The following is a 23102-nucleotide window of genomic DNA, read 5'->3' on the forward strand; positions in this document are numbered from 1 at the left end:
GCTCATCCCATCTTCCCTGGATTGAATATGCCTGCCGGATCGAATTTCTGTTTGATACGCGCCGAGAGAAGCGCCACCGCTGGCTGTTGCGGCTCGAAGGCGTCGTTTTGCGCGCGGGCGTCCGGCGTGGCGCGCAGCAATGTCGCGTGACCGCCGCCGGCATTGGCGATGTGACGGCGCAGCACGGCGCCATCCGGCTCGGCTTCCATCCGCAGCCATACAAGGCCGCCCTGCCAGTCGTAGAAGGCATCGACTCCGGCCTCCTGCCTAAGGGCGGCGACCAGCCGATGGCCGGCGCCGGGGGCGACGGAGACACGCCAGACCGGCCGCATCGTGCCGTCGGCAAAGGGCACGACATCGCGTATCGCGCGCCACACGGCTTTGCTTTCGGCATCCGGCAGCTGGCCGACGGGGCCGATGCCTGCCATGGCGCGACTGAGTTTCTCCATCCGCACGTCAACCGATGCGGCAAGACCTTCGATGCGCAGGACCATGGCGGAATGAGCGGACCAGGCGGCGGGCGCGAATGTCGAGGCGACCGTGACCGGCAGGTGCGCGGCACCCGATACCTCTACCGACAGCGCCATGGCGGCGGCCATCGCCTTGGTCGCAGCTTCATCCGTAAGATCGGAGATCACGAGCGTCTGCTCCGTCTTGGGGCTCGGCGGTACGCGGAAAGTGACCTCGGTGAGCAGGCCAAGCGTGCCGTGCGACCCGGCCATCAGTTTGGGAAGATCGAGCCCGGTGACATTCTTCATCACCCGCCCGCCCGCCTTGACGATCTCGCCGCGACCGTTGACGAAACGCACGCCGAGCAGGCTGTCGCGGGCAGCCCCTGCGAGGATGCGACGCGGGCCGGACGCATTGGCGGCGAAAATGCCGCCGATGGTCGGAAACCCGGAAGTTGCCATCAGGGGAGAATGGTTCATGGGCTCGAAGGCCATCATCTGGTGGCTGGCCGCCAGCGCCGCCTCGATTTCCTCGACTGGCGTGCCTGCACGCGCCGTCATTACCATCTCGCCGGGATTATAGGCGACGATGCCCGTCATTCCGCGCGACGTCAGCTCCGAATGGGTGGAAACTGCATTGCCGAAACCGGCGCGACTGTTGCCGCCAACGATCGACAGCGCGTGGCCTTTGGAGGCGTGATCGCGGATGATAGTGGCCGCTTCCTCTTCCGTGGTCGGGATAAGCGTCATCGGGCGGCGCGTCCATCGAGGGGGAAGACCTTGGAGGGGTTGAGAAGCCAGCCTTCGTCGAAGGCGCTGCGGGCTGCCATCATCTGGGCGAGGTCGACCTCGGCATATTGATGCCGCATAAGGTCGCGTTTCTCGATGCCGACCCCGTGCTCGCCGGTCAGACAGCCGCCTGCATCGACGCAGAGCCTCAGGATGTCCATGCCGGCCGCCTCGGCGTCGGCGGATTCCTTCGGGTCGTTGGCATTGAACAGGATCAGCGGATGCATGTTGCCATCTCCGGCATGGAAGACGTTGGCGACCCGCAGGCCGTAGCGCGCAACGATCTCGCCGGTCTTCTGCAGCACGTAGGACAACTGGCTGAGTGGCACCGTGCCGTCCATGCAGATATAGTCGGCAATGCGTCCGGTGGCGCCGAAAGCCGATTTACGGCCCTTCCAGATCAGTGCCGCCTCTGTGGCCGACTGGCATTCGCGGACGGTCTTCACCTGGTGCCGGCCGGCGATCTCGACGATGCTCTTCAGCATCAGGTCCATCTCTGCCTCCGATCCCTCGACCTCGACGATCAGCAGCGCGCCGACATCGAGCGGATAGCCGGCATGGGCAAAGGCCTCGCAGATCTCGATCGCCTGTTTGTCCATGAATTCCATGGCAACGGGGATGATGCCTGACGCGATGACCTCGGAAACGCAGGCGCCTGCATGCTCCGACGTGTCGAAGCCGAAAAGCACCGGGCGGGCTCCCTCAGGCTTGGCGATCAGCCGCACCGTCGCCTCGGTGACGATGCCGAGCTGGCCTTCAGAGCCGCAGACGAGGCCGAGGAGATCGTAGCCGGACGCATCGAGCGCCTTGCCGCCGAGTGTGATGACGGTGCCATCGACGAGCACCATGGTGACGCCGAGCAGGTTGTTGGTCGTCACGCCGTATTTCAGACAGTGCGCGCCGCCGGAATTCATGGCGATATTGCCGCCGATGGTGCAGGCGAGTTGCGAGCTCGGGTCCGGGGCGTAGAAGAAGCCGTCGCCGGAGACGCGTTCGGAAATGCTGAGATTGGTGACGCCGGCCTGAACGGTGGCGGTGCGGTTGTCAAAATCGATATCGAGGATGGTGTTCATCTTCGACAGGCCGATGACGACGGCGTCTTCCTGCGGAATGGCCCCGCCGGAGAGCGAGGTGCCCGCGCCGCGCGGCACGACCGGGATACCGTTTCGGTGGCAGTAGCCGAGCACGACGGCCACATCGTCAGTCGTGCGCGGCAAAGCCACCGCCAGCGGCATGCGCCTGTAGGAAACGAAGGCGTCCGTCTCGAACGGCATGAGTTCGCGCGGCTCGTGGATGAGGCACTCCGGCGGCAGGAGACCGACGAGGTCGGCAACGATCTCCGCGCGTCGGGCCAGTACATCCGGCCGCAGCGTCAGGAACTCGATCGCATCAGTCATGGCGCCCTCCTCAGCGACACCCAGAAGCTTCATGTCTAGCATATCCGGCATTCTTGCCAAGCGGTGAATAGTGCAAAGGACTTTTGCAAAGCCGGAACAAATGTCCTATCGAAGAAGCCCTGGCACGCCCGGAAATTCCGGCTCGTCGGGGCACGAACAGGATAGGACGGGGATCTCCGAATGATCAATTTCCATGACCTTCAGATCTTCATTGCAGTCGTCTCGAGCGGCAGCATGTCCGATGCCGGGCGCGCGCATGGGCTTTCGCCGGCAGTGGTTTCGAAACGCATCAAACGGCTGGAAGACCAGCTTGGAACGCGGCTGCTGCAGCGGACAACGCGGCAGCTGTCGCTGACGGAGATAGGCCAGGGCTTCTACGACCGGGGGCTCGCAATCCTGGCGGGGCTGGAGGATGCCGAGTCCTACATCGCCGGTCGTTCTGCGGAAACACAGGGCATCCTCAAGATTTCGGCGCCGACCTCCTTCGGCCGCATGCATGTCGCGCCGAACCTGAAGGTCTTCATGGCCCGACACCCCAATCTGGCGATCAACCTCGTCCTGACCGACGAGATGACGGATATCGTCGGTGGCGGTTTCGATGTTGCCATCCGCATCGCGGAGCTGATCGATTCCAGCCTCGTAGCACGCCGGCTGGCACCGGTGCGGCGAGTGCTGTGCGCCTCGCCGGCCTACATCGCCGAACACGGCGCGCCATCCAATATCGACGATCTCGACCGCCATACCTGCATTCCCGCCCATAACAACGATGCCTGGCGGCTCGAGGGGCCGAGCGGGCATGTGACGCTGAGGCCCGAGGGCATGCTCAATACAAACTCCAGCGAGGTGATCCGCGAGGCGGTGATCGCCGGCCTGGGCATTGCCCTGCGCTCGACATGGGATGTCGGTCCCGAGCTGAAGCAGGGCAGCCTCGTGCAGGTCCTGCAGCAGTTCGAGGGATCGCAGAATGTGGCGCTTTCAGCCGTCTACCCCAGCCGCCAGCATCTTCCGTCCAAGGTGCGCCTGTTCATCGACTTTCTCGCCGACCTCTATGGCCCCGTCCCCTACTGGGAGCTTTAGCCCAGGCCGTTATTTCTCAGATGGCATAAATGTTATTCACTATCGCCGAATTGACTAGGTGAGTTCGTCGCCGCTAACTACGCTCCATGCGAATTTCAGGAGCGAGCGACATGAAGCGTATTGACAAGAACGGACTGCAGATCGATGCAGCGCTGCACGATTTCCTGGTCGACGAGGCCTTGCCCGGCTCAAGCGTTGCGGCCGATGCGTTCTTTGCCGGCTTTTCCGCTATCGTCCATGACCTTGCCCCGAAGAACCGGGCACTGCTTGCCCGCCGCGACGAACTGCAGCTTCAGATCGATGACTGGTATCGCAAGAACGGCGCGCCCACTGATATGGAGGCCTACCAGGCTTTCCTGCGCGAGATCGGCTACTTGCTCCCGGAAGGTCCGGATTTCACCGTCTCCACCGCCCACGTCGACGCTGAGATCGCCACCATCGCCGGGCCGCAGCTAGTCGTGCCGGTCATGAACGCACGCTATGCGCTGAATGCTGCCAACGCCCGCTGGGGCTCGCTCTACGATGCTCTCTACGGCACCGATGCCATCCCGGAGAGCGACGGGGCTGACAAGGGTAAGGGCTACAATCCAACGCGCGGTGCCAAGGTGATCGCCTGGGTCCGCGACTTCCTCGATGCGGCCGTGCCGCTCTCCGGTGCCAGCTGGAAGGATGTTACGGGGTTCGCCGTCGTCGACGGAAAGCTCGACGTTACTGCGGCTATTGGAAAGCCGGTTGAGCTGACCAGCGCTGCGCAGTTTGCCGGCTATCTCGGCGACAGCGCCGCGCCGACCCATCTGCTTTTGAAGAACAACGGCATCCATATCGAGATAGTCATCGATGCGACGACGGCGATCGGCAAGAGCGACGCCGGCCACATCTCCGATGTCCGGCTGGAATCGGCGATCACCACGATCATGGATTGCGAAGATTCTATCGCCGCAGTCGACGCCGAGGACAAGACGGCTGTCTACCGCAACTGGCTTGGGCTGATGAAGGGCGATCTCACGGAAGAGGTGGAAAAGGGCGGCAAGACCTTCACGCGGCACCTCAACCCGGATGTCTCCTACACGGCGCCGGATGGAACAGGCGTCCTCGTGCACGCCCGCTCGCTGATGCTGATCCGCAATGTCGGCCACCTCATGACCAATCCGGCTATTCTCGACCGCGACGGGCTCGAGGTGCCGGAGGGCATCATGGATGCCGCCATCACAGCGCTGATCGCCCTTCACGACATCGGCCCCAACGGTCGGCACCAGAATTCGCGCGAGGATTCCATGTACGTCGTCAAGCCGAAGATGCACGGGCCGGAAGAAGTGGCCTTCGCAGCCGAGATCTTCTCGCGCGTCGAGGACGTGCTCGGCATGCCCCGCAACACCATCAAAATGGGCATCATGGACGAGGAGCGCCGCACCACCATCAATCTGAAGGAGTGTATTCGCGCTGCCCGGGAGCGCGTGGTGTTCATCAACACAGGCTTCCTCGACCGCACCGGCGACGAGATCCACACCTCGATGGAAGTAGGCCCGATGATCCGCAAGGGCGACATGAAGCAGGCCGCCTGGATCGCCGCTTACGAGAACTGGAATGTCGATATCGGCCTTGCCTGCGGCCTGTCCGGCCATGCGCAGATCGGCAAGGGCATGTGGGCCATGCCGGACCTGATGGCGGCGATGCTGGAGCAGAAGATCGCCCATCCCAAGGCCGGCGCCAACACAGCCTGGGTGCCATCGCCGACAGCCGCAACCCTGCATGCCACGCATTACCATCGCGTCAATGTCGCAACCGTCCAGCAAGGGCTAAAGGACCGCGCCCGCGCCAAGCTGTCCGATATTCTTTCCGTTCCGGTCGCCGTCAGGCCGAACTGGACGCCGGAGGAAATCCAGCACGAGCTCGACAACAATGCTCAAGGCATCCTCGGCTATGTCGTGCGCTGGGTCGACCAGGGCATCGGCTGCTCGAAGGTGCCCGACATCAACAATGTCGGCCTGATGGAAGATCGCGCGACGCTGCGCATCTCCGCCCAGCACATGGCCAACTGGCTGCACCACAAGGTGGTGAGCGAGAGCCAGATCATTGAGACCATGCGGCGGATGGCTGAAGTCGTCGATCGTCAGAATGCAGGCGATCCGCTCTACCGGCCGATGGCAAAGGACTACGATGCCTCCATCGCGTTCCAGGCGGCGCTTGAACTGGTGCTCGAAGGCCGCAATCAGCCCAACGGCTACACCGAGCCTGTCCTGCACCGCCGGCGGATCGCGCTGAAAGCTGCGTGATCCCATAGCTGTTGCCAGAGTGGGCGGTAGGTTTCTGCTCCACTCTGGCATTCACGTCAGGCTAACGTTCCATGATCTCCGGGCCGGTCAAGTCTTCGCCGCTTTGGCAAACGTCGGATCGAAGGTCTTGCTGAAGGGAACATCGGCATTGGCAAGTCCTGGATCGAGCGTCTTCAGCACGCCCATCATCGAGTCGTAGCCTTCCTTGGTGACCAGACCATCCAGCGAGTACATCTCTTTCGAGTTCTTGAACGCCTGCATGTACAGATCGCGGTTACCCAGCTGGTATTCCGTTGGCACCACGCTGGCCACATCCTCGGGGCTGGCCTGCCCAATCCACTTCAACGCCTTCATGAATGCGTTGACGGTGCGCTGCGTGGTCACCGGATTGGCGACAGTGAACTCCTTCTTGATATAGACCGTCGCAGCTGGATTAGGGCCGCCGAAGAGGGACCGGGTGCCGGCCTCTGTGCGCGTATCGAGGAGAATGGCGATGTCGTTGTCGTATTGCAGCTGCGCGATGACAGGATCGACATGCGATAGGGCATCGATCTGACCGCTCTTGAAGGCTGCGAGTGCGGCTGCACCTCCGCCGATCCCGATCAGCGAGGCATCGTCGGCCTTCAATCCGCTCTTCAGCATCGCGTACTGGAACATCAGCGCTGTCGAGGAGCCGGGCGCGGTGATGCCGACCTTGCGCCCCTTCATGTCGGCCATAGACTTGATCTCGCCGGCGAGATCCTTGCGCACGGCAATGACGATACCGGGGAAGCGGCCGAGATTGCATATCCCGACGATATCCTGTCCCTTGGTCTGCATGCGGATCGTGTGCTCGTAGGCACCAGCGACAATATCGAGCGAACCGCCGACCAGACCTTCGAGTGACTTCGAACCACCCGAAAAATCATTGATCGTGACGTTCAGGCCCTCCTCCTTGAAGAAGCCTTTGCGTTCCGCGATTGTCAGCGGCAGGTAGTACAACAGGGGCTTGCCGCCCACTCCGATAGACACGTCGGTCTTTTCAGGCTTGGCGTCCTGTGCCATCGCCGACGGGATGCCGTTGAGAGATGCGCCGAATATCGCACCCGTCGTTCCGATCAGAAAAGTCCTGCGTTTCATGTCTGCTCCTTGGTTTCGGTTTCGCTACAGCGGTAGGCGGAAATTGAACTTATTGGCCCCGCCAGGCCAAAAGCCGGCGTTCGACGACAGTCACCAGACCGTCGACGATCAAGACGAACGCCATCAGCACGAACATGCCGGCAAAGACGCCGGTCACGTCGAACACCCCCTCGGCCTGTTGGATCAGATATCCAAGACCGGCGGATGAACCGAGATATTCACCGACAACTGCGCCAACCACTGCGAAGCCCACCGAGGTGTGCAGGCTGGAGAACATCCATGATAGGGCGGAGGGCAGGTAGACGTGGCGAAGCAATTGCCGTTCGTTCATGCCGAGCATTCGGGCATTGGCGAGGATAGGCTGGCTCACCTCCTTGACACCCTGGTAGACGTTAAAAAACACGATGAAGAACACCAGGGTGAAGCCAAGCGCCACCTTGGACCAGATGCCGAGACCGAACCATAATGCGAAAATCGGCGCCAGCACGACGCGGGGCAAGGCGTTCGCAGCCTTGACATAGGGATCGAAGACCGCAGCGAGCATCGGTTGTCGGGCAAACCAGAAGCCCAGAAAAACACCGCCGAAAGAGCCGAGCAGAAAGGCAAGCGTGGCTTCCGATAGGGTGATCCAGAGATGGTACCAGATCGAGCCGCTCGCAAACCAGTCAACTATGCGCAACAACACTTTCCATGGATCTGCGAAGAAAAATGCCATGGTTTTTGGGTTTCCGAACAGCGTTGTGGTGGTTGCCACGTGCCAGGTCGCCAGGATGAGGGCGGCGACCAGCACACGCAGGGAGAAGAGAAGCACGCGGTTCATCGGCCAGCCCCGCTCGTCTGCCGGTAGGCAGTCATGACCTCGTCGCGCAGCGCCTCCCAAATCTCGCGATGAAGCTCATTGAACGTCGCGTCGTGGCGGATATCGGCAATCTCGCGCGGGCGGGCGAGCGGCACCCTGAAATCACCGATAATCCGCGACCGTGGGCCGGCCGACATGATCAACACCCTGTCGGCAAGAGCAATCGCCTCATCCAGATCGTGGGTGACAAACAGGACAGCCTTGCGATCCTCAGACCAGAGTCTCAGCAGCAGATCTCCCATGATCTGGCGTGTCTGGGCATCGAGCGGGCCGAAGGGCTCGTCCATCAGCAGGATCTTCGGGTTGCGGATCAGGACCTGCGCCAGGCCGGTGCGCTTGCGCTGGCCGCCGGAGAGTGTTGCCGGGAAGCGGTCGGCGAAAGCACCGAGCCCGACGCGCTCCAGCCATTCGAGCGACATTCGCCGGGCGTCGCTCGAGGACATACCTGCAACCTCCAGGCCGATCGCGACGTTTTCGAGAACCGTCTTCCATGGCATAAGCGCATCTTGCTGGAAGAGATAGCCTGCTTCGCGGTTCAGGCCCTTCAGTGGTTTTCCGAATATCTCCACCGATCCCGAGGCAGGCGCGAGAAGGCCGGCCACAGCGTTGAGAAGCGTGGACTTGCCGCATCCTGTCGGTCCGACGATGGCCAGGAATTCATGTTCATCGATATCGAGATTGGTCGGAGCGACGGCTTGGTATTGCTTCTTCCCGATGTGGCCAAACGAAATCGCCACGTTCTTCAGACTGACCGCCCTCGGGGTCCCTGACGTCATGCCATGCGTTCCTTTTTCGACTGCCGCTTAGCGTTCCAGGAACTTGGTGCGCGTATTTGCTTCATGAAATCAAAGCCCCATTCTGCCGTCAAGCTCGTCGGCGGACCATAGCCGAGACATTGTTGGCAAATTATGTCAGCTCTATCCCGTGGTAGCGAGGCAGAAGAAAGGCGCTTTCTCGTGCATCAGCGGCTTGCGTTGCGTGGATCGAGCAGGTCGCGCAGGCCGTCGCCGAGCATGTTGAAGCCGACTACAGATAGGGCGATGGCAAGGCCGGGCAGGATGGCAAGCCATGGGGCCAGCGCCAGATAGGTCTGCGCGTCGGCCAGCATCCGCCCCCACGTCGGAGCCGGCGGGGAAAGTCCCAGCCCCAGGAAACTGAGCCCTGCCTCGGTCAGGATCGCAAGGCCCAGCTGGATGGTTACCTGGACGATGATCTGGCTGGCGATATTCGGCAGCACGTGCCGGAGGGAGATGGACAGGCGGGTATTGCCGAGCGCGTGGGCGGCGAGAACGTAATCCCGGCTCCAGGCCTGCAGGGCGCTTGCCATGCTGACGCGGGCAAAGACCGGGATCATGAAGGTGGCGATCGCCAGGATCGCTGTCAAACGACCGGGTCCGAGAAAAGCCCCGAGCAGCATCGCCGACAGGATCGGCGGCAGGGCGAAGACCACGTCGCACACCCGCATTGTCACGAATTCGAAGGCGCCGCGCAGGGCCGCCGAGGTAATGCCGATGATAGAGCCGAGCGTGCCGCCGATGGCGACCGAGACGATGGCGATCGACAGGGAGTTCCAGCAGCCGACCATCAGCATCGACAGCACGTCGCGTCCGAACTGGTCCGTGCCGAGCAGGCCAAAGGCGAGTGGCGGCTGCAGCTTGTGGGCGATCTGCATTTTGGCTGGCAACGCCGGTGTCCAGGCAAGCGACAAGAGCGCCACCGCAATCAGCAGCACAACAAGGGTGGCGCCGGCAACGAGAGCTTTTCGCCGGCGGGAGGGGCCTGTGTCCGGCAAAAAGGCGGCCACCATCTCAACCTCCTTTTTGCAGGCGAGGATCGATCGCCAGATAGGAGAGGTCAACGAGGAAGTTCATGACGATCACGAGCGTTGCAAAGAACAGCACGACATCCTGCAGCACGATGACGTCGCGTTGCGATAGAGCCTGTAACGCCAGCCTTCCGAGGCCCGGCAGGTTGAAGACGTTTTCGACGAGAACGGCACCCGCCACCAGGAAGGTGAACTGCAACCCGAGCACCGTCAGGATGGGGATCATCGCATTCGGCACGGAATGTCGCCACAGCACGGCGCTGTCGGAGAGGCCCTTTGCCTTTGCCGTGCGGGTGAAGTCCTCGTGCGTGGTATCGACCACAGCTGCTCTGGTGACGCGGGTTAGCACCCCCGCCTGCGGCAGCGCCAGGGCAACGGCCGGCATCAGCAGTGCCTTGACGGCAGGCCAGAAGCCGCCGCTCCAGCCGGGAAAGCCGCCCGACGGCATCAGCCCGAGCGTGGTGGAAAACAGCATGATCAGCAACAGCGCCACCCAGAAGGCAGGTACGGCGATGCTGACCTCGGCGATAACAGAGGCGATCCAATCGAACAGCCCACCCCGGCGCGATGCGGCGAGCGCGCCGAGCGGAATGGCGATGGCCATGGAGATGAGGACGGCACCAAGCGCCAGCGGCAGCGTGACGGCCAGCCGTTCGACGATGAGGCCGGCGACGGGGACAGCGTAGGTCGAGGACTGGCCAAGATCCCCCGTTGCAACGCCGGCCAGCCAATGGCCGTAGCGCAGCGGCAGAGGCTGGTCGAGGCCAAGCTGGTGGCGCAGCGAGGCAAGGGTTTGCGGCGAGGCAGAGGTGCCGAGCATGATCGAGGCCTGGTCGCCCGGCATGAGGTCGACCACGGTGAAGAGCAGCAGCGAGACAATCATCAGGGTCGCGAGGAGGCCGGCAAGGCGCCGCGCAATGAGTGCGATCAAGCGGTCACTCCCGGTCGGCGTGAGCGGGCGAGCAACGGTGTGCCATCTAGCCCCGATACGCTCGGCGAGGAGGATGGCAATACCATCGGCTGTTCAAGCGTCCTGATTCCGGTTTTGGCCACGCTTGCTCTCACTCTTCCCAGAAGACATTGGTGAGAACGTTCGACGGGACAGGCTCGTTTTCCCAGAGCCCCTTCAATTTCCGGCTCCAGACGCCGAGCTTCGGCATGACGAAGAGAAAGAGCGCCGGCACATCGTCTGCGAGAACGGTCTGCGCCTTGCCGTAGATCGCGGCCTGCTCGGCGGGATCCGTGGTTTCCTGCACCTTCTTCATCAAGGCGTCGAAGGCCGGGTTGCGATAGTTGAAGTAGTAGGGATCGCGCGAATAGATGTCGATGTCCATCGGCTCCGCATGGGCGACGATGGTCATCTGGTAGTTTTGGTCCTGCATGACATCCTGCACCCACTTGGCCGGAAATTCGGTGGTCTCGATGGTGACAGTCACGCCGATGTCCGCCAGCATCGCCTGGATGATCTCCGCACTGCGCGAAGCGTACGCCATCTGCGGCGACTTGATGGTGAAGGAAAGGCCTTGGGGATAGCCGGCATCGGCGAGAAGCGCCCTGGCCTTTTGCGGATCGTAGGGCCACCTGGCGGTCAGGTCGAGAAAGCCCGGATCGTTCGGCGTGTAGTGGCTACCGATGGGTGTGCCGAGGCCAGACCAGGCGCCGTCGACGAGCGTCTTGCGGTCGATCGCCATCATCAGCGCCTGCCGGACGCGCTTGTCGTCGAAGGGCTTCTGGCTGTTGTTCATGCCGGCCACGACCTTGAGTTCGGTGTTGCCGATCCTCGTCACAAGCGCCTCGTCGCCTGCGAAGGAAGCCATCAGCTCCGGTGCCGCAAATTCCGGAATGGCATCCACGCCGCCGGACTTCAACGCCGCGGCCTGGGCCTGCGGATCGGAGATGAACCGGAACGTCACCTTGTCCAGCCTGACAGACACGGTCTTGTTCCAGTAGTTGTCGTTCCTTTCTAGCTCGACCCTGTCGCCTTTCGCCCAGCTGACGAACCTGAACGGGCCGGTGCCGATCGGTCTGGTCTTGTCGTCGGCGGCCGAATTGGGTGACACCATGACGGCCGCCGGCCAGCCGAGCCAAGAGAGCAGGCTGCCCGTCGGTGCCGACAGATGCAGCACAAGGGTTTGCGGATCCGGCGTGACGATGGAGGCGATGGTGGTGAAAAACCGCTTTTGCGGATTGACCGAGCTGCTGCCACGGGCGCGATCCAGGGTGAATTTGGCGGTTGTCGAATCAAATGGCTGGCCGTCGTGGAATTTGACGCCGGATTGCAGATGGAACGTATAGGTCAGGCCGTCCGGCGAGATTTCCCAGCCTTTGGCCAGCTGCGGCTGCACCTTGCCGGCCTCGTCTATCGCGACCAGTCCCTCGAAAATGTTCTGCCAGCTGACCTGGCCGATGGCGACGGGAGCGGCGATGGTCGGGTCGAGGCCCGAAGGCTCGATCGTCATGCCGAGATCGAGCGAGCTTTTGGCCGCCTCTGCAGGCGCAGGACCGAAAATCAGAAGGCTGGTGGAAACTGCTCCCCAGATTGCCAGACGTCGAGCCGGTCGGATCAACGATGCGCGCGCGACCGTCGCCAGCTGCTCTCCTGCACATGCGTTGCGCCTTGCTCTCGTCCAGTTCCTCATGGAGATTCTTTCCTTGACGGCGATATCTGGAAAGCTACAGCGGAATTTGCGGGTCGATGCAAGTCCGCTGACACATGGCAGGTCGCGCCATACGATCATAGAGGCATCCTTCTCTATGCTGCACCGCGAAAGGATGTGACTTGCAACGCCCGCCGCGATGGTATATCGAACTGTACGGTTCGGTTCGATATTTAATTGTATGACTTTTGTCAGTCATTGCATTTGCAGGCTTGTTCGGCTCCGTCGGCGTGACGGCGTTCACGCTATAAAGATTTAAGCGGCACAGATATGTCTGTCACTGAAAATGAAACGGTTCACCGGTTGCCTCGCGGCCGACCCCGCCTGGACCCCGATCTCCGCAAGACAAGTATCGTCGAGACTGCCCTCAGGGTTTTCATCGAGGTGGGTTTCGTCGACGCGACGATGGAAATGATCGCCGCACGCTGCGCAATCTCCAAGGCCACGCTCTATAGTGCGTTCTCCAGCAAGCGTGACCTTTTCACATCGGTGGTTGAGGTTGCCGTCCGCCTGGAAATTCCGGATGAAATCGAAGGTGGCTCGGTTGCCAAGACCCTCGAGACGATCCTTCTGCCACCGTCCGACGGTCATGAGTCGGAGCTGGACGACCGGGATGCCATCCTACGGATCGTATACACCCAAGGGCAGGACCATCCCGAGCTCTGGGAGATCTACCGGTGCACGACTAGCAAGGAGTCTGAGCGGCTGACGGCCTGGCTGCTGAAGCAGCAGGCGCAAGGACGGCTGATCATCGACGATGCAACGATGATCGCCCAGATGCTCATGAACGTCGCCCTCGGCTATCCGCCAAACCGATCCGAGGCTGTGGTCGGACCCCTGACGCGGGTGCCCTACCTCAGGGAGTTCGTAACAATATTCTGCCGCGGGATTTCCGTCTCCTGACGGCAGGCAACTCAGGTCGTCGTTTCAGTGGCGATCAACAAGTACCGAGCAACTGGCCGCGCGCGTGACGCGGTCGACGATCGACCCGAACAGGGCATCCGTGATGTCCTGCACATGGGTGCCGACGATGACGAGGTCGGCATTGCGCTCACGGGCTGCATCGAGGATCGTCGGGGCAACGCGGCCGGCCTTGATCATGTAGGTGGCTTCGATGTTGAGGCGCGAGCAGAGGGATTTTAACTTTGCCTCGACGTCGCTCATCCAGTCCATATCGGCGCTCGATGGCGCGGATTGGGGTGTGTAATGCGGAACTGATTCCACGACGTGCAGCGCAATGATCTCGCCATCACTGTCGAGCAGCGCGGATGCGCGACGCAACATGTGTTCCGCCTTTTCACGCGGGCCTAGTCCTATGGCGCAAATTATCCTGGAATACATGCTGTCTTTACCACCGAGAGAGAGTTGATCCGTCCAAGATCACTTGGACCTTCCACCCTCGGCTTGGCTTTGACAAAGATCAACCGGAATAGCTGTTTTGGTCGTTCTATTGTATAGCCGGCGCAATAAACCTGGTCATGTGGCGTGTCATGGAAACAGACCGGCGCAGCGCGCGGTGTTGCGCACATGGGTTTCCATGGCCAGCCTGGCGCGTTCGACATCGTTGGATTTCAGCGCCGCGATGATGGCGCGATGCTCGGCCACCGATGCCAGCATGCGCGAGGGTTCGGTGATCGGGATTGGCTGTCGCTGCGTTTCGGTCAGCTGCTCGCGGACCGTCTGGTAGAGTGCCCGCAGCATTGCATTGCTGCAGCCGGAGGCGATGATGCCATGGAATTCGAGATCGGCTTCGACATTCGTCAGCAGATCCTCGCTGGCCCAGCACTCCTCCATGGTCCTCGTCGCGTCCTCCATTGCCTGCAGCTGGCCTCCCGTCAACCGTCCGGCCGCAAGGGCCGCAATGTTGCCTTCGAGCATGATGCGCGTCTGGAAGACATCGAACACCGAATAGCTGTCGGCGTAGCGCCACGGTGCCATGGCGTTGGTCGCCGACGGGCGGTTGCCGGCCACGAAGGTGCCCCTGCCCGCCTCTGTCTTGAGCAGGCCCAGCGTTTCGAGCGTCAGCAGCGCCTCGCGCAGCGATGCCCGGCTGATGCCAAGTCGAACGGAAAACTCCCGCTGCGAGGGGATCTTTTGTCCTGCCTTCAACTCCCCGGCCTTGATCATATCCTGGATAAGCCGGGCGGCCGATTGGGGAACGAGTGTTCTGGTGAGCATTCAACGTCTTCTTTGTGCCGGCGCGGCCGATGATGTCGTGCCACTAATGTCGTGAACTCTATTTTACTTTATTGCCGTCTTGCAAATGCCAGGCCGCCATGCTTGATTGGTCGAACTGGTCTGACCAGTTCGACCACATAAAACTGATGGGTAAAATAAATCAAGGGGAACCCATGCGCACTCCGTCATTTCTGAAAACAACCATTCTCACAGCAATCCTGGCCTTTGCCGGATCTTCGATCTCTTTCGCAGCCGATCTCTCGGTCGGTGCCAACATCGGCAATGTCCCCTGGGAGTTCCAGGACGATACCGGCAAGACTGTCGGCTTTGAAGTCGATCTTGTCACCGAGATTGCCAAGCGTCTCGGCAAGTCTGTCGAGTTCGTCAACATCCCGTTCAACGGGCTATTCTCAGCGGTGCAATCCGGCCGCATTAACATGGCCGTTTCGTCGATCACCATCACGCCCAAGCGCCTCGAATCCGTCACCTTCGCCCAGCCCTACTACGATAGCGACCAGTCGCTGACGGTGACGGCAGCCAGCGGCATTGCCGATCTTGCCGGGATGAAGGGCAAGGTCGTGGGTGTCGATACCGGTTCCACCGGCGACATGTGGGCGACCGAGAACACCGGCAAATACGGGCTCGGCGAAATCCGCCGCTTCGAAGGCTTGCAGCCTGCGATGCTCGATCTCGTTGCCGGCCGCATCGACGGCTACATCAGCGACATCCCGGCTCTGCAGTATTACGTCAAGGACAAGCCGAACCTGAAAGTCGTCGAGCGTATTCCGACGGGCGAGAAGTATTCGATCATGTTCAACAAGGGCGATGCTCTTGCCAAGCAGGTCAACGACGTCATCACCACGCTGAAGGGCGAAGGCTATATCGCCAAGCTGCACCAGACATGGTTCGGCGCAAAGGCCGAAGACACCACCTCGACGGTCAAGGTCATGGATATGCCGGCCGCCAAGTAACCGGCTAGCCCGACGGGGATGGCGGCTGATGTCGCCATCCTTTTCCCGACGATCTGACCGGCGGTTTCATGGATATTTTCACGACATTCTTCAACGTTCCTGTCCTCACCAGGGCGTTTCCACTTTTGATATCGGGGCTCTGGGTGACGCTGGAGATCGGTATCACCAGCATTTTCGCCGGCCTTGTCGGCGGCATGTTCCTGGCGCTGCTTCGCCTCTACGCGCCGGCACCGGTGCGGGCGATCGCCAAGATCTATACGGATTTCTTTCGGTCCATCCCGCTGCTCGTTTTGTTGATCATCGTCTACTATGCCCTGCCCTTCGTCGGCATCCGCTTTTCGCCGTTCTTCTCGGCGGTGGCAGCCCTGACACTCGTGTCGATTGCCTATACTGCGGAGATTTTCCGGGCCGGCATCGAGGCTATCCCTCGTGGCCAGTTCGAGGCTTCGGAGGCGCTGGGTCTTTCCTACCGGCCGATGATGATCGACGTCATCCTGCCGCAGGCGATCAAGATCGTCATCCCGCCGCTGACCAACAACTGCATCAACGTCATCAAGGACACGGCGCTCGCCTCCGTCGTCGCCATGCCGGATCTGCTGAAGCAGGCGACACAGGCGCAGGCGCTGATGGCCAACCCCTCTCCGTTGATCGGCGCTGCCATTATCTATGTCGCCTTCCTCTGGCCGCTGGTGACCATCGTTGCCCGGCTTGAGAAACGCTTCAATGTCGGGAGGCGCTCATGAGACCGATCATCAGCATCCAGGGCCTCAAGAAGTCATACGGCGATTTCGAGGTGCTACACGGTATCGATCTCGAGATCGGCGAAGGCGAGGTGGTCTGCGTCATTGGGCCATCCGGCTCCGGCAAGTCGACGCTGATCCGCTGCATCAACCATCTCGAGGGATTTTCGCCGGAGAGCACAATCCATGTTGACGGCATCAAGGTCGAGCGCGGCAAGGCGCTGGCGCAGGTCCGCGCCGAAGTCGGCATGGTGTTTCAGTCGTTCAACCTGTTTCCGCACCTGACCGTCCTGAAAAACGTCATGCTGGCGCCAATGCGGGTGCGCGGCACGACAACTGCGGATGCCGCCCGCAAGGCGCGCGAGTTGCTGACCCGTGTCGGCATTTCCGAGCAGTCTGACAAATATCCGGAGCAGCTTTCCGGCGGCCAGCAGCAGCGCGTCGCCATTGCCCGGGCGCTGGCCATGGAGCCGCGGGTGCTGTTGTTCGACGAACCGACCTCATCGCTCGATCCGGAAATGGTCGGCGAGGTGCTTGACGTCATGCGCAAGCTCGCCGGCACCGGCGTGACGATGATCGTCGTCACCCACGAGATGGGATTTGCCCGCCAGGTAGCCGACAGGGTGATCTTCATGGATGGCGGGCGCATCATCGAGGCCGGCACGCCGGCGGAGATATTCGACGCGCCGCAACAGGAGCGCACCAAAAGCTTCCTGCGCGCCGTTCTCAATCACTGAAAAACAAAATATTCCGGGAGAGATCACCTCATGCAACGCCCCCTCGACATCGATTTTGCCAGAAGCCAGTTTCCAGGGCTCGGCAACGGATGGACATTTTTCGACAACGCCGGTGGTTCGCAAATCCTGAAGCCGGCGGTCGATCGCATGACCAGCTTCCTCTATGACAAGAACGTCCAGATCGGCGGCAGCTATGACGTCTCGCTGCAGGCGGCAAAGGCGCTTGCGGACGGGCGTATGGCGGCAATGCTGCTGGTCAATGCGTCGCGTCCCGAGGAAATCGTCTTCGGCGGCTCGACGACTGTCCTGCTGCAGAACCTGGCGAAGGGCATGCGCAGCCAGCTGAAGCCGGGCGATGAGATCATCGTCACGATCTCCGACCACGAATCGAACATCGGCCCTTGGGAAGGTCTGACGGATGCCGGTATCGTCCTCAAGTTCTGGCCGCTCGATACCGAGACCTACGTGCTCGACATGGCCGATCTCGCGCCGTTGATGACGGAGCGGACGAAGCTCGTCTGCGTCACCCATGTCTCGAATATTCTCGGATCGATCAATCCAATCGCCGAGATCGCCGCTTTCGTCCATGCACGCGGCGCCCGCATCTGCGTCGACGCCGTCGCCTACGCGCCACACCGCGCCATCGACGTGCAGGCATGGGATGTCGATTATTACGTCTTCAGCCTCTACAAGACCTACGGCCCCCACTACGCGATGATGTACGGCAAATACGATCATCTGCTCGAGCTGGATCCGCTCTATCATTTCTTCTACGGGCGGGACAAAGTACCCGGCAAGCTCGAGCCCGGCAATGCCAACTACGAGCTCGCTTATTCGCTGACCGGCATCGTCGATTATCTTGCCGAACTCGGTGAACGCGCTGGCGCAAGCGGCAGTCTCCGTGAAAAGATCGTCGCGGCCTTCGACGTCATCGCGAAGCAGGAAAACGCGTTGGCGGACCGGCTGCTCGGCTATCTCGGCAGCCGCAACGACTGCCGTATTTTCGGCGAACGCGATAATGCGCGCGGAAGCCGCATACCGACCATCAGCTTTGCCTTCGAGGGGCGCAATTCCGAAAGCATCTGCAAGGCCATGGATGCCCACAAGATCGCCATCCGCTTCGGAGATTTCCACGCGCGACGGCTTGGCGATCACATCGGCTTGCCGCAATATCATGGGGCGGTGCGCGTCTCCATGGTCCACTACAACACGCTGGAGGAAGTCGACCGGTTGATTGCGTCGCTTGACGCGATCCTTGGCAGTAACGTCGGCATGCTCAGCGCGACAGCCTGAAGAAGAGCCTGAAAAAGAGAGAGTGCAGCATGCGGTTCGATACGATCATCAGGAACGGAACTGTCGTAAACGATAGCGAAACGTTCGAATGCGACGTCGGCATTGTCGATGGCCGGATCGCGGCGATTGAGACTGGTCTCGCTGATGCCGCCGAGATTATCGACGCGACAGGGCTCTATGTCATGCCGGGAGGCATCGACAGCCACGTACATCTTGCCCAGCCTTCCGGCGACGGTATCGTCATGGCCGACGATTTTGCCAGCGGCACGTTGTCAGCGGCCTTTGGCGGCAACACGACGGTGCTGCCTTTCTGTATGCAGGAGAAGGGCACCAGCCTGCGCGAAGGCCTGAAAGTCTATCACGCCAAGGCCGATGGGGAGTGCTACGTCGATGTCGCCTTTCATCTCGTCGTCACCGACCCGACCGCGGCCGTACTCGGCCAGGAGCTTCCGGCGCTGGTCAATGACGGCTACACCTCGATCAAGGTGTTTATGACGTATGAAAGCCTGCGGCTTCGCGATGACCAGATCCTCGATACGCTCGACGCCGCAAGACGGTCCGGTGCTGTCGTTATGGTCCATTGCGAGAACGAAGACGCCATCCAGTTTCTGATCGGCAAGCACGAGGCGCAAGGCGATCTCGCGCCGAAATACCACGCCTCCAGCCGGCCGATTGCCGCCGAGCGGGAAGCCACCCATCGCGCCCTGTCGCTTGCCGAAATCGTCGAGACGGCGATCGTTATCGTGCATGTCTCCAATCGTCAGGCGATGGAAGAGATCCAGCGGGCGCGCTCACGCGGCGTCAATGTCGCCGGCGAAACCTGCCCGCAATATCTCATGCTGACCGCTGACGATCTCGATGCGGCCGAGCTGGAAGGCGCCAAGTTCGTCTGCTCGCCGCCGCCGCGCGATGCGGAAAGCCAGATCGCCTGCTGGGAAGGCTTGCAGAACGGTACGTTCGAATTGTTCTCGTCTGACCATTGCCCGTTCCGCTACGACGACGACCAGGGCAAGCTCAATGAGAAGGGAAAGCGCAATTTCCGCTGGATACCGAACGGCATTCCGGGCGTCGAGACGCGGTTGCCGATCCTGTTCTCCGAGGGTGTCGGCAAGGGGCGGATCGATCTCAACCGCTTTGTCGCGCTGTCGTCCACAAACCATGCGAAACAATACGGCCTCTATCCGCAGAAGGGCACCATCGCCATCGGCTCGGATGCCGATATCGCTCTCTGGGATCCCCTGCGGTCCGTAACCATCACCAACGATATCCTGCATCACGGCGCCGACTACACGCCCTATGAGGGCCTCGAGGTCACCGGCTGGCCGGTGCGTGTCATCCTCCGGGGCAAGACCATCGTCAACGGCGATAGTCTGGAAGGCACCAAGCAGATGGGCCGCTACCTCCAGCGTCCGGGTGGTGTCAGCGCCGAGCGTGCCTGAGGCGCCAGCCCCTACTTCACATAGTCTCCGCGCGTAATACCGTGCCTTTGCAGCTTGTCGTAGAACGTCTTGCGGGGGATACCGAGTGCTTCGATCGTCAGCCTGATGTCGCCGTCATGATCCCGGAGAGTGCTTCGGATCAGATCGGCTTCGTATTGCTCCATCCGCGCAGGCAGCGATAGGATTGGGCTGGACCCGTCATGGGTTCCAGGCGCCGCAGGGCCGGTATCGGCGAGGCCGAGGACGAAGCGCTCAGCGAAATGCGCCAGTTCTCGGACGTTGCCCGGCCATTGGTGCGCCTGGAGATAGCGGTGTACGTCCGGCGGCACGGCCGGTGGCGGCTTGTTGAACCGGACGGCGGCGCGATCGACGAAATGGCCGAAAAGAAGCGGGATGTCGGCGCGCCGGTCGCGCAGCGGCGGAATGGAGATGGTCACCACGTTGAGCCGATAGAACAAATCCTCGCGAAAGCCTTGCCGCTGACCAGGATCGCTCAGGTCGACCTTGGCGGCCGCGACGACACGAAGATCGACCGGCCGGATGTCATTGGTGCCGAGCGGTGTGACTTCGCGCATCTCCAGCACCCGCAGCATCTTGACCTGCGCCGACTGCGGCATGCTCTCGATCTCGTCCAGAAACAGCGTGCCCTCGCCGGAGTGTTCGATGCGGCCGATGCGCTTCTTCTGGGCGCCGGTGAAAGCGCCGGCTTCGTGGCCGAACAGCTCGCTCTCGATCACGCTTTCCGGCAGCGCGCCGCAATTGAGCGCGACGAAATTTCCCTTCGAGCGGCGGCTCCAGCGATGCAGCAGGCTTGCCACGACCTCCTTGCCGCTACCCGTCTCGCCTGTCACGAGCACGTCGACATCGGTATCGGCAATCTGGCGCAGGGTGCGCCGCAGCCGCTCCATCGCCGGTGTCTGGCCGATCAGCGGCAGGCCGTCCTGCGCCTGGTCCGTTGCTTCGCGCAGCCTCCTGTTGTCGAGAACGAGCCGCCGTTTCTCGATGGCCCGCCGCACGCTCTGCACCAGCCTGTCCGCCGCGAAGGGTTTCGGAATGAAGTCGTAGACGCCGTCCTTGATGGCCTGCACCGCCATCGGGATATCGCCGTGGCCGGTCATCAGGATCACCGGCAGGTCGTCGTCCTGTTGCTGGACGCGGGCAAAAAGCTCCAGCCCGTCCATCTGCGGCATCCGGATATCCGAAACGACGACGCTGACGGCAGCGATGTCGAGGGCCTCGACCGCATCGCGTGGCCGCGAAAATGCGCTGACGGAAAAGCCGGCAAGTTCAAGTGTCTGGGCCGTTGCCCGCAGCAGGTCGGCATCGTCGTCGACGAGCAGGATGAGCGGCGCTTCTTTCATGAGGTTGCCTTTGGCAGATGGAGGACGAAGCGCGTGCCGGTCTCGCCGCTGTCGACATCGATGCGACCGCCGAAATCGGCCGCGATGTCCTTGGAGATGACGAGGCCAAGACCAAGGCCCCCGGGCTTCGAGGTGTTGAACGGGGTAAACAGCGAATCGAGAATTTCCGGCGCGATGCCCGGCCCGTTGTCGGCGATGCTGATGGCGATTTCGTGCGCTGTCTCGCAGACCGATACCGCAACCCGCGCGTCGTTGCGCCCCTCGAGCGCTTCCAGCGCATTCTGGAAGAGGTTGATCAGCACCTGCTCGAGGCGGACGCGGGTGCCCATGACCATCATGCCCCGTGGCGGCAGGTCGATCGCCAGGGCCTCGATTTGTCCGGCAAAACGGCTGCGGAGCAGCACTACGGCACCTTCAATGATGCCGCGGACATCGACCGGCACGGGCGAGGTCCGGCCTTTGCGGGCAAAGGCTTTCAGTTCCTCCGTGATCGTGCCGATCCGCTCGGTCAGCGCGGCGATCAGGCTGAGGTTTTCCCTGGCCGGCCCGGGCTGCTGGCGTTCCAGAAAGATCTGGGCGTTGTCGGCATAGGCACGGATGGTGGCAACCGGCTGGTTGATTTCATGGGCGACGCCGGCCGCGACCTGGCCGAGGATCGCCAGCCGGTTCGCCTGGACGAGTTCCTGCTGGACCACCTGTAGCTTTGCCTCGGTGGTCCGGTGGCCGGAGATCTCCGCCTCGAGGCGATCCCGAGCGCGGCTGAGATCGTCGGTGCGCTCGAGCACCCGGCGTTCCAGTTCCTCCCGCGCCACCCGTCCGACGGCAAGCTCCATCGCCGAGACATGCCGGCGACGCAACAGGAAGGCGGCAAGCGCCAGCACCGGCAGGACTATCGCAAGCGCGATGAAGCGATCCTCGCGGATATTGGTCGCGATCGCAGCGTCCGTCGGCACGAGATAGTTCAGCGTCCACGGCGTTGAGGGCACCGGCGCTTTCAGGCGCAGATATTCTCCAGCGTTGGTGCCAGGCAGCACGGCGCGGACGATCGAGGCATCCGCATCGAGCGCCACCGGCGCGGTGATCGGCAGGGGAGTGAGCGTCGCGTCGCCAAACTGCAGGCTTCGGCGGATGGCCGACAGGCGGTCGCTTGCCAGCGGTGCATCCGTCATGAAACGCCAGGACGGGATGCTGGTCACAAGGACGATGCCCCGGTCGTCGGTGACATAGGCAGGGCGCGCCGTCTCGCGCCAGTCGGCTTCCAGCTGATCGAACTCCATCTTGACGACGACCACGCCGATGGGTGACCGAGGGTCTCCGACGCGGCGGGAGATATAGAGGCCGGGCCGATTGCTGGTGTTGCCGAGGGCAAAATGTTCGGCCGTTCCGTCGACAATGGCGCGGCGAAAATAGTCGCGGAAGGAGTAATCCTTGCCGACGAATGTCAGCTGGTCCTGCCAGTTGCTGGAGGCAATCGCGATGCCGTTTCGGTCGATGACATAGAGCACGGAGGCCTTGGTGCCGGAGACCAGACTTTCAAGTTTGCGATCCAGTAGCCGCACGGGCTGGTCGTCTGCGGTAGCAAGGGCGTCGCGAACCTGCAGGTCGTCGGCCAGCAGCAACGGCAGGGCGCGTGGCCGCTCGAGGACTGCCCGCAGCAAGGCGATTTTCAGATTGGCATCGGTCCGCCCCTGGTCTGCCAGCGCATGTACTGCAACCGACCGTCCATAGACGCCGGCCGTATAAAGGACAACGGTCAGGACCAGCGCGCTGGTAGCAGCAAAGGCAAGCCATACGCGGCGGTGTCGCTTGGCAAGGTCCAGAGGCGTCTGGTTGGGAGGTTGGGGGCGATGAAGCATGCTGCATCTGTGCATAATCCCGGCCAGACCTCAATGGTTTTGTGCGGATTTCCGCACTACAAGCGCCCAATTGGCCGAACGG

General features: G+C 61.9%; 20 protein-coding genes. 8 read left to right on the top strand and 12 right to left on the bottom strand.

Annotation, left to right across the window (positions count from 1 at the left end; all coding sequences use genetic code 11):
- Positions 1-2: 2 nt before the first annotated feature.
- On the bottom strand, positions 3-1199 hold the full coding sequence (locus tag PR018_RS18130) for an FAD-binding protein (protein ID WP_142832236.1): 1197 nt from the start codon (positions 1197-1199) through the stop codon (positions 3-5).
- On the bottom strand, positions 1196-2635 hold the full coding sequence (locus tag PR018_RS18135) for an FAD-linked oxidase C-terminal domain-containing protein (protein WP_142832237.1): 1440 nt from the start codon (positions 2633-2635) through the stop codon (positions 1196-1198). Before PR018_RS18135 ends, PR018_RS18130 begins: the two co-directional genes overlap by 4 nt.
- Positions 2636-2815: 180 nt before the next feature.
- Here PR018_RS18135 and PR018_RS18140 point away from each other — a divergent pair, with 180 nt between their 5' ends.
- The gene (locus tag PR018_RS18140) at positions 2816-3712 is read left to right on the top strand and encodes a LysR family transcriptional regulator (RefSeq protein WP_142832238.1); all 897 of its coding nucleotides are present in this window, start codon (positions 2816-2818) and stop codon (positions 3710-3712) included.
- 110 nt (positions 3713-3822) lie between these two features.
- On the top strand, positions 3823-5985 hold the full coding sequence (locus tag PR018_RS18145; RefSeq protein ID WP_143123343.1) for a malate synthase G: 2163 nt from the start codon (positions 3823-3825) through the stop codon (positions 5983-5985).
- Between the two features lie 87 nt (positions 5986-6072).
- On the opposite strand, the gene PR018_RS18150 is transcribed toward PR018_RS18145, so the two are convergent.
- From PR018_RS18150 to PR018_RS18175, 6 genes are all read right to left on the bottom strand, one after another.
- Positions 6073-7104, bottom strand: coding sequence for an ABC transporter substrate-binding protein (locus PR018_RS18150; protein WP_209207160.1), 1032 nt, complete (start codon positions 7102-7104; stop codon positions 6073-6075).
- A gap of 49 nt (positions 7105-7153) precedes the next feature.
- Positions 7154-7924, bottom strand: coding sequence for an ABC transporter permease (locus PR018_RS18155; RefSeq protein ID WP_142832202.1), 771 nt, complete (start codon positions 7922-7924; stop codon positions 7154-7156).
- Positions 7921-8739 (bottom strand): ABC transporter ATP-binding protein, encoded by an 819-nt coding sequence (locus tag PR018_RS18160; RefSeq protein ID WP_142832201.1) that lies wholly within the window; start codon positions 8737-8739, stop codon positions 7921-7923. The genes PR018_RS18155 and PR018_RS18160 overlap by 4 nt, the downstream gene beginning before the upstream one ends.
- Positions 8740-8924: 185 nt before the next feature.
- A complete protein-coding gene (locus PR018_RS18165) occupies positions 8925-9770 on the bottom strand; it encodes an ABC transporter permease (RefSeq protein ID WP_142832200.1) in 846 nt (281 codons plus the stop codon).
- Between the two features lies 1 nt (position 9771).
- Positions 9772-10719 (bottom strand): ABC transporter permease, encoded by a 948-nt coding sequence (locus PR018_RS18170; RefSeq protein ID WP_142832199.1) that lies wholly within the window; start codon positions 10717-10719, stop codon positions 9772-9774.
- 130 nt (positions 10720-10849) lie between these two features.
- Positions 10850-12427, bottom strand: coding sequence for an ABC transporter substrate-binding protein (locus PR018_RS18175; protein ID WP_142832198.1), 1578 nt, complete (start codon positions 12425-12427; stop codon positions 10850-10852).
- Positions 12428-12715: 288 nt separating this feature from the next.
- On the opposite strand from PR018_RS18175, the gene PR018_RS18180 reads away from it, so the two are divergent.
- On the top strand, positions 12716-13348 hold the full coding sequence (locus tag PR018_RS18180; RefSeq protein WP_142832197.1) for a TetR/AcrR family transcriptional regulator: 633 nt from the start codon (positions 12716-12718) through the stop codon (positions 13346-13348).
- A gap of 24 nt (positions 13349-13372) precedes the next feature.
- Here the strand turns inward: PR018_RS18180 and PR018_RS18185 are convergent, their stop codons facing one another.
- Together PR018_RS18185 and PR018_RS18190 are read right to left on the bottom strand one after the other, a co-directional pair.
- Positions 13373-13729 (bottom strand): universal stress protein, encoded by a 357-nt coding sequence (locus PR018_RS18185; RefSeq protein WP_244615552.1) that lies wholly within the window; start codon positions 13727-13729, stop codon positions 13373-13375.
- 204 nt (positions 13730-13933) lie between these two features.
- Positions 13934-14623 carry a FadR/GntR family transcriptional regulator gene (locus PR018_RS18190; protein ID WP_142832195.1) on the bottom strand — a complete coding sequence of 230 codons (690 nt, stop codon included), beginning with the start codon at positions 14621-14623 and terminating at the stop codon, positions 13934-13936.
- Positions 14624-14796: 173 nt separating this feature from the next.
- Here PR018_RS18190 and PR018_RS18195 point away from each other — a divergent pair, with 173 nt between their 5' ends.
- The 5 genes from PR018_RS18195 (at position 14797) to hydA (ending at position 19803) form a co-directional block, all read left to right on the top strand.
- Positions 14797-15594 carry an ABC transporter substrate-binding protein gene (locus tag PR018_RS18195; protein ID WP_142832194.1) on the top strand — a complete coding sequence of 266 codons (798 nt, stop codon included), beginning with the start codon at positions 14797-14799 and terminating at the stop codon, positions 15592-15594.
- 68 nt (positions 15595-15662) lie between these two features.
- On the top strand, positions 15663-16337 hold the full coding sequence (locus tag PR018_RS18200; protein WP_142832193.1) for an amino acid ABC transporter permease: 675 nt from the start codon (positions 15663-15665) through the stop codon (positions 16335-16337).
- Positions 16334-17071, top strand: a complete 738-nt coding sequence (locus tag PR018_RS18205) for an amino acid ABC transporter ATP-binding protein (RefSeq protein WP_142832192.1) — start codon at positions 16334-16336, stop codon at positions 17069-17071. Before PR018_RS18200 ends, PR018_RS18205 begins: the two co-directional genes overlap by 4 nt.
- A gap of 30 nt (positions 17072-17101) precedes the next feature.
- Positions 17102-18364, top strand: coding sequence for a cysteine desulfurase-like protein (locus tag PR018_RS18210; RefSeq protein ID WP_142832191.1), 1263 nt, complete (start codon positions 17102-17104; stop codon positions 18362-18364).
- 29 nt (positions 18365-18393) lie between these two features.
- A complete protein-coding gene (gene hydA / locus PR018_RS18215; RefSeq protein WP_142832190.1) occupies positions 18394-19803 on the top strand; it encodes a dihydropyrimidinase in 1410 nt (469 codons plus the stop codon).
- Between the two features lie 11 nt (positions 19804-19814).
- Here the strand turns inward: hydA and PR018_RS18220 are convergent, their stop codons facing one another.
- Positions 19815-21164 (bottom strand): sigma-54-dependent transcriptional regulator, encoded by a 1350-nt coding sequence (locus tag PR018_RS18220; protein ID WP_142832189.1) that lies wholly within the window; start codon positions 21162-21164, stop codon positions 19815-19817.
- Entirely contained in the window at positions 21161-23020 is a 1860-nt protein-coding gene (locus PR018_RS18225) for a sensor histidine kinase (RefSeq protein ID WP_244615551.1), read from the bottom strand. The genes PR018_RS18220 and PR018_RS18225 overlap by 4 nt, the downstream gene beginning before the upstream one ends.
- Positions 23021-23102: the final 82 nt, after the last annotated feature.

It is taken from the genome of Rhizobium rhododendri (assembly GCF_007000325.2).
Lineage (GTDB): Bacteria > Pseudomonadota > Alphaproteobacteria > Rhizobiales > Rhizobiaceae > Rhizobium > Rhizobium rhododendri.

Bases quoted from the DNA above. Each gene is read 5' to 3' on its own strand.
- PR018_RS18130 (WP_142832236.1), bottom strand. From the start codon at position 1,199: ATGACGCTTATCCCGACCACGGAAGAGGAAGCGGCCACTATCATCCGC.
- PR018_RS18135 (WP_142832237.1), bottom strand. From the start codon at position 2,635: ATGACTGATGCGATCGAGTTCCTGACGCTGCGGCCGGATGTACTGGCC.
- PR018_RS18140 (WP_142832238.1), top strand. From the start codon at position 2,816: ATGATCAATTTCCATGACCTTCAGATCTTCATTGCAGTCGTCTCGAGC.
- PR018_RS18145 (WP_143123343.1), top strand. From the start codon at position 3,823: ATGAAGCGTATTGACAAGAACGGACTGCAGATCGATGCAGCGCTGCAC.
- PR018_RS18150 (WP_209207160.1), bottom strand. From the start codon at position 7,104: ATGAAACGCAGGACTTTTCTGATCGGAACGACGGGTGCGATATTCGGC.
- PR018_RS18155 (WP_142832202.1), bottom strand. From the start codon at position 7,924: ATGAACCGCGTGCTTCTCTTCTCCCTGCGTGTGCTGGTCGCCGCCCTC.
- PR018_RS18160 (WP_142832201.1), bottom strand. From the start codon at position 8,739: ATGACGTCAGGGACCCCGAGGGCGGTCAGTCTGAAGAACGTGGCGATT.
- PR018_RS18165 (WP_142832200.1), bottom strand. From the start codon at position 9,770: ATGGTGGCCGCCTTTTTGCCGGACACAGGCCCCTCCCGCCGGCGAAAA.
- PR018_RS18175 (WP_142832198.1), bottom strand. From the start codon at position 12,427: ATGAGGAACTGGACGAGAGCAAGGCGCAACGCATGTGCAGGAGAGCAG.
- PR018_RS18180 (WP_142832197.1), top strand. From the start codon at position 12,716: ATGTCTGTCACTGAAAATGAAACGGTTCACCGGTTGCCTCGCGGCCGA.
- PR018_RS18185 (WP_244615552.1), bottom strand. From the start codon at position 13,729: ATGTTGCGTCGCGCATCCGCGCTGCTCGACAGTGATGGCGAGATCATT.
- PR018_RS18190 (WP_142832195.1), bottom strand. From the start codon at position 14,623: ATGCTCACCAGAACACTCGTTCCCCAATCGGCCGCCCGGCTTATCCAG.
- PR018_RS18195 (WP_142832194.1), top strand. From the start codon at position 14,797: ATGCGCACTCCGTCATTTCTGAAAACAACCATTCTCACAGCAATCCTG.
- PR018_RS18200 (WP_142832193.1), top strand. From the start codon at position 15,663: ATGGATATTTTCACGACATTCTTCAACGTTCCTGTCCTCACCAGGGCG.
- PR018_RS18205 (WP_142832192.1), top strand. From the start codon at position 16,334: ATGAGACCGATCATCAGCATCCAGGGCCTCAAGAAGTCATACGGCGAT.
- PR018_RS18210 (WP_142832191.1), top strand. From the start codon at position 17,102: ATGCAACGCCCCCTCGACATCGATTTTGCCAGAAGCCAGTTTCCAGGG.
- hydA (WP_142832190.1), top strand. From the start codon at position 18,394: ATGCGGTTCGATACGATCATCAGGAACGGAACTGTCGTAAACGATAGC.
- PR018_RS18220 (WP_142832189.1), bottom strand. From the start codon at position 21,164: ATGAAAGAAGCGCCGCTCATCCTGCTCGTCGACGACGATGCCGACCTG.
- PR018_RS18225 (WP_244615551.1), bottom strand. From the start codon at position 23,020: ATGCTTCATCGCCCCCAACCTCCCAACCAGACGCCTCTGGACCTTGCC.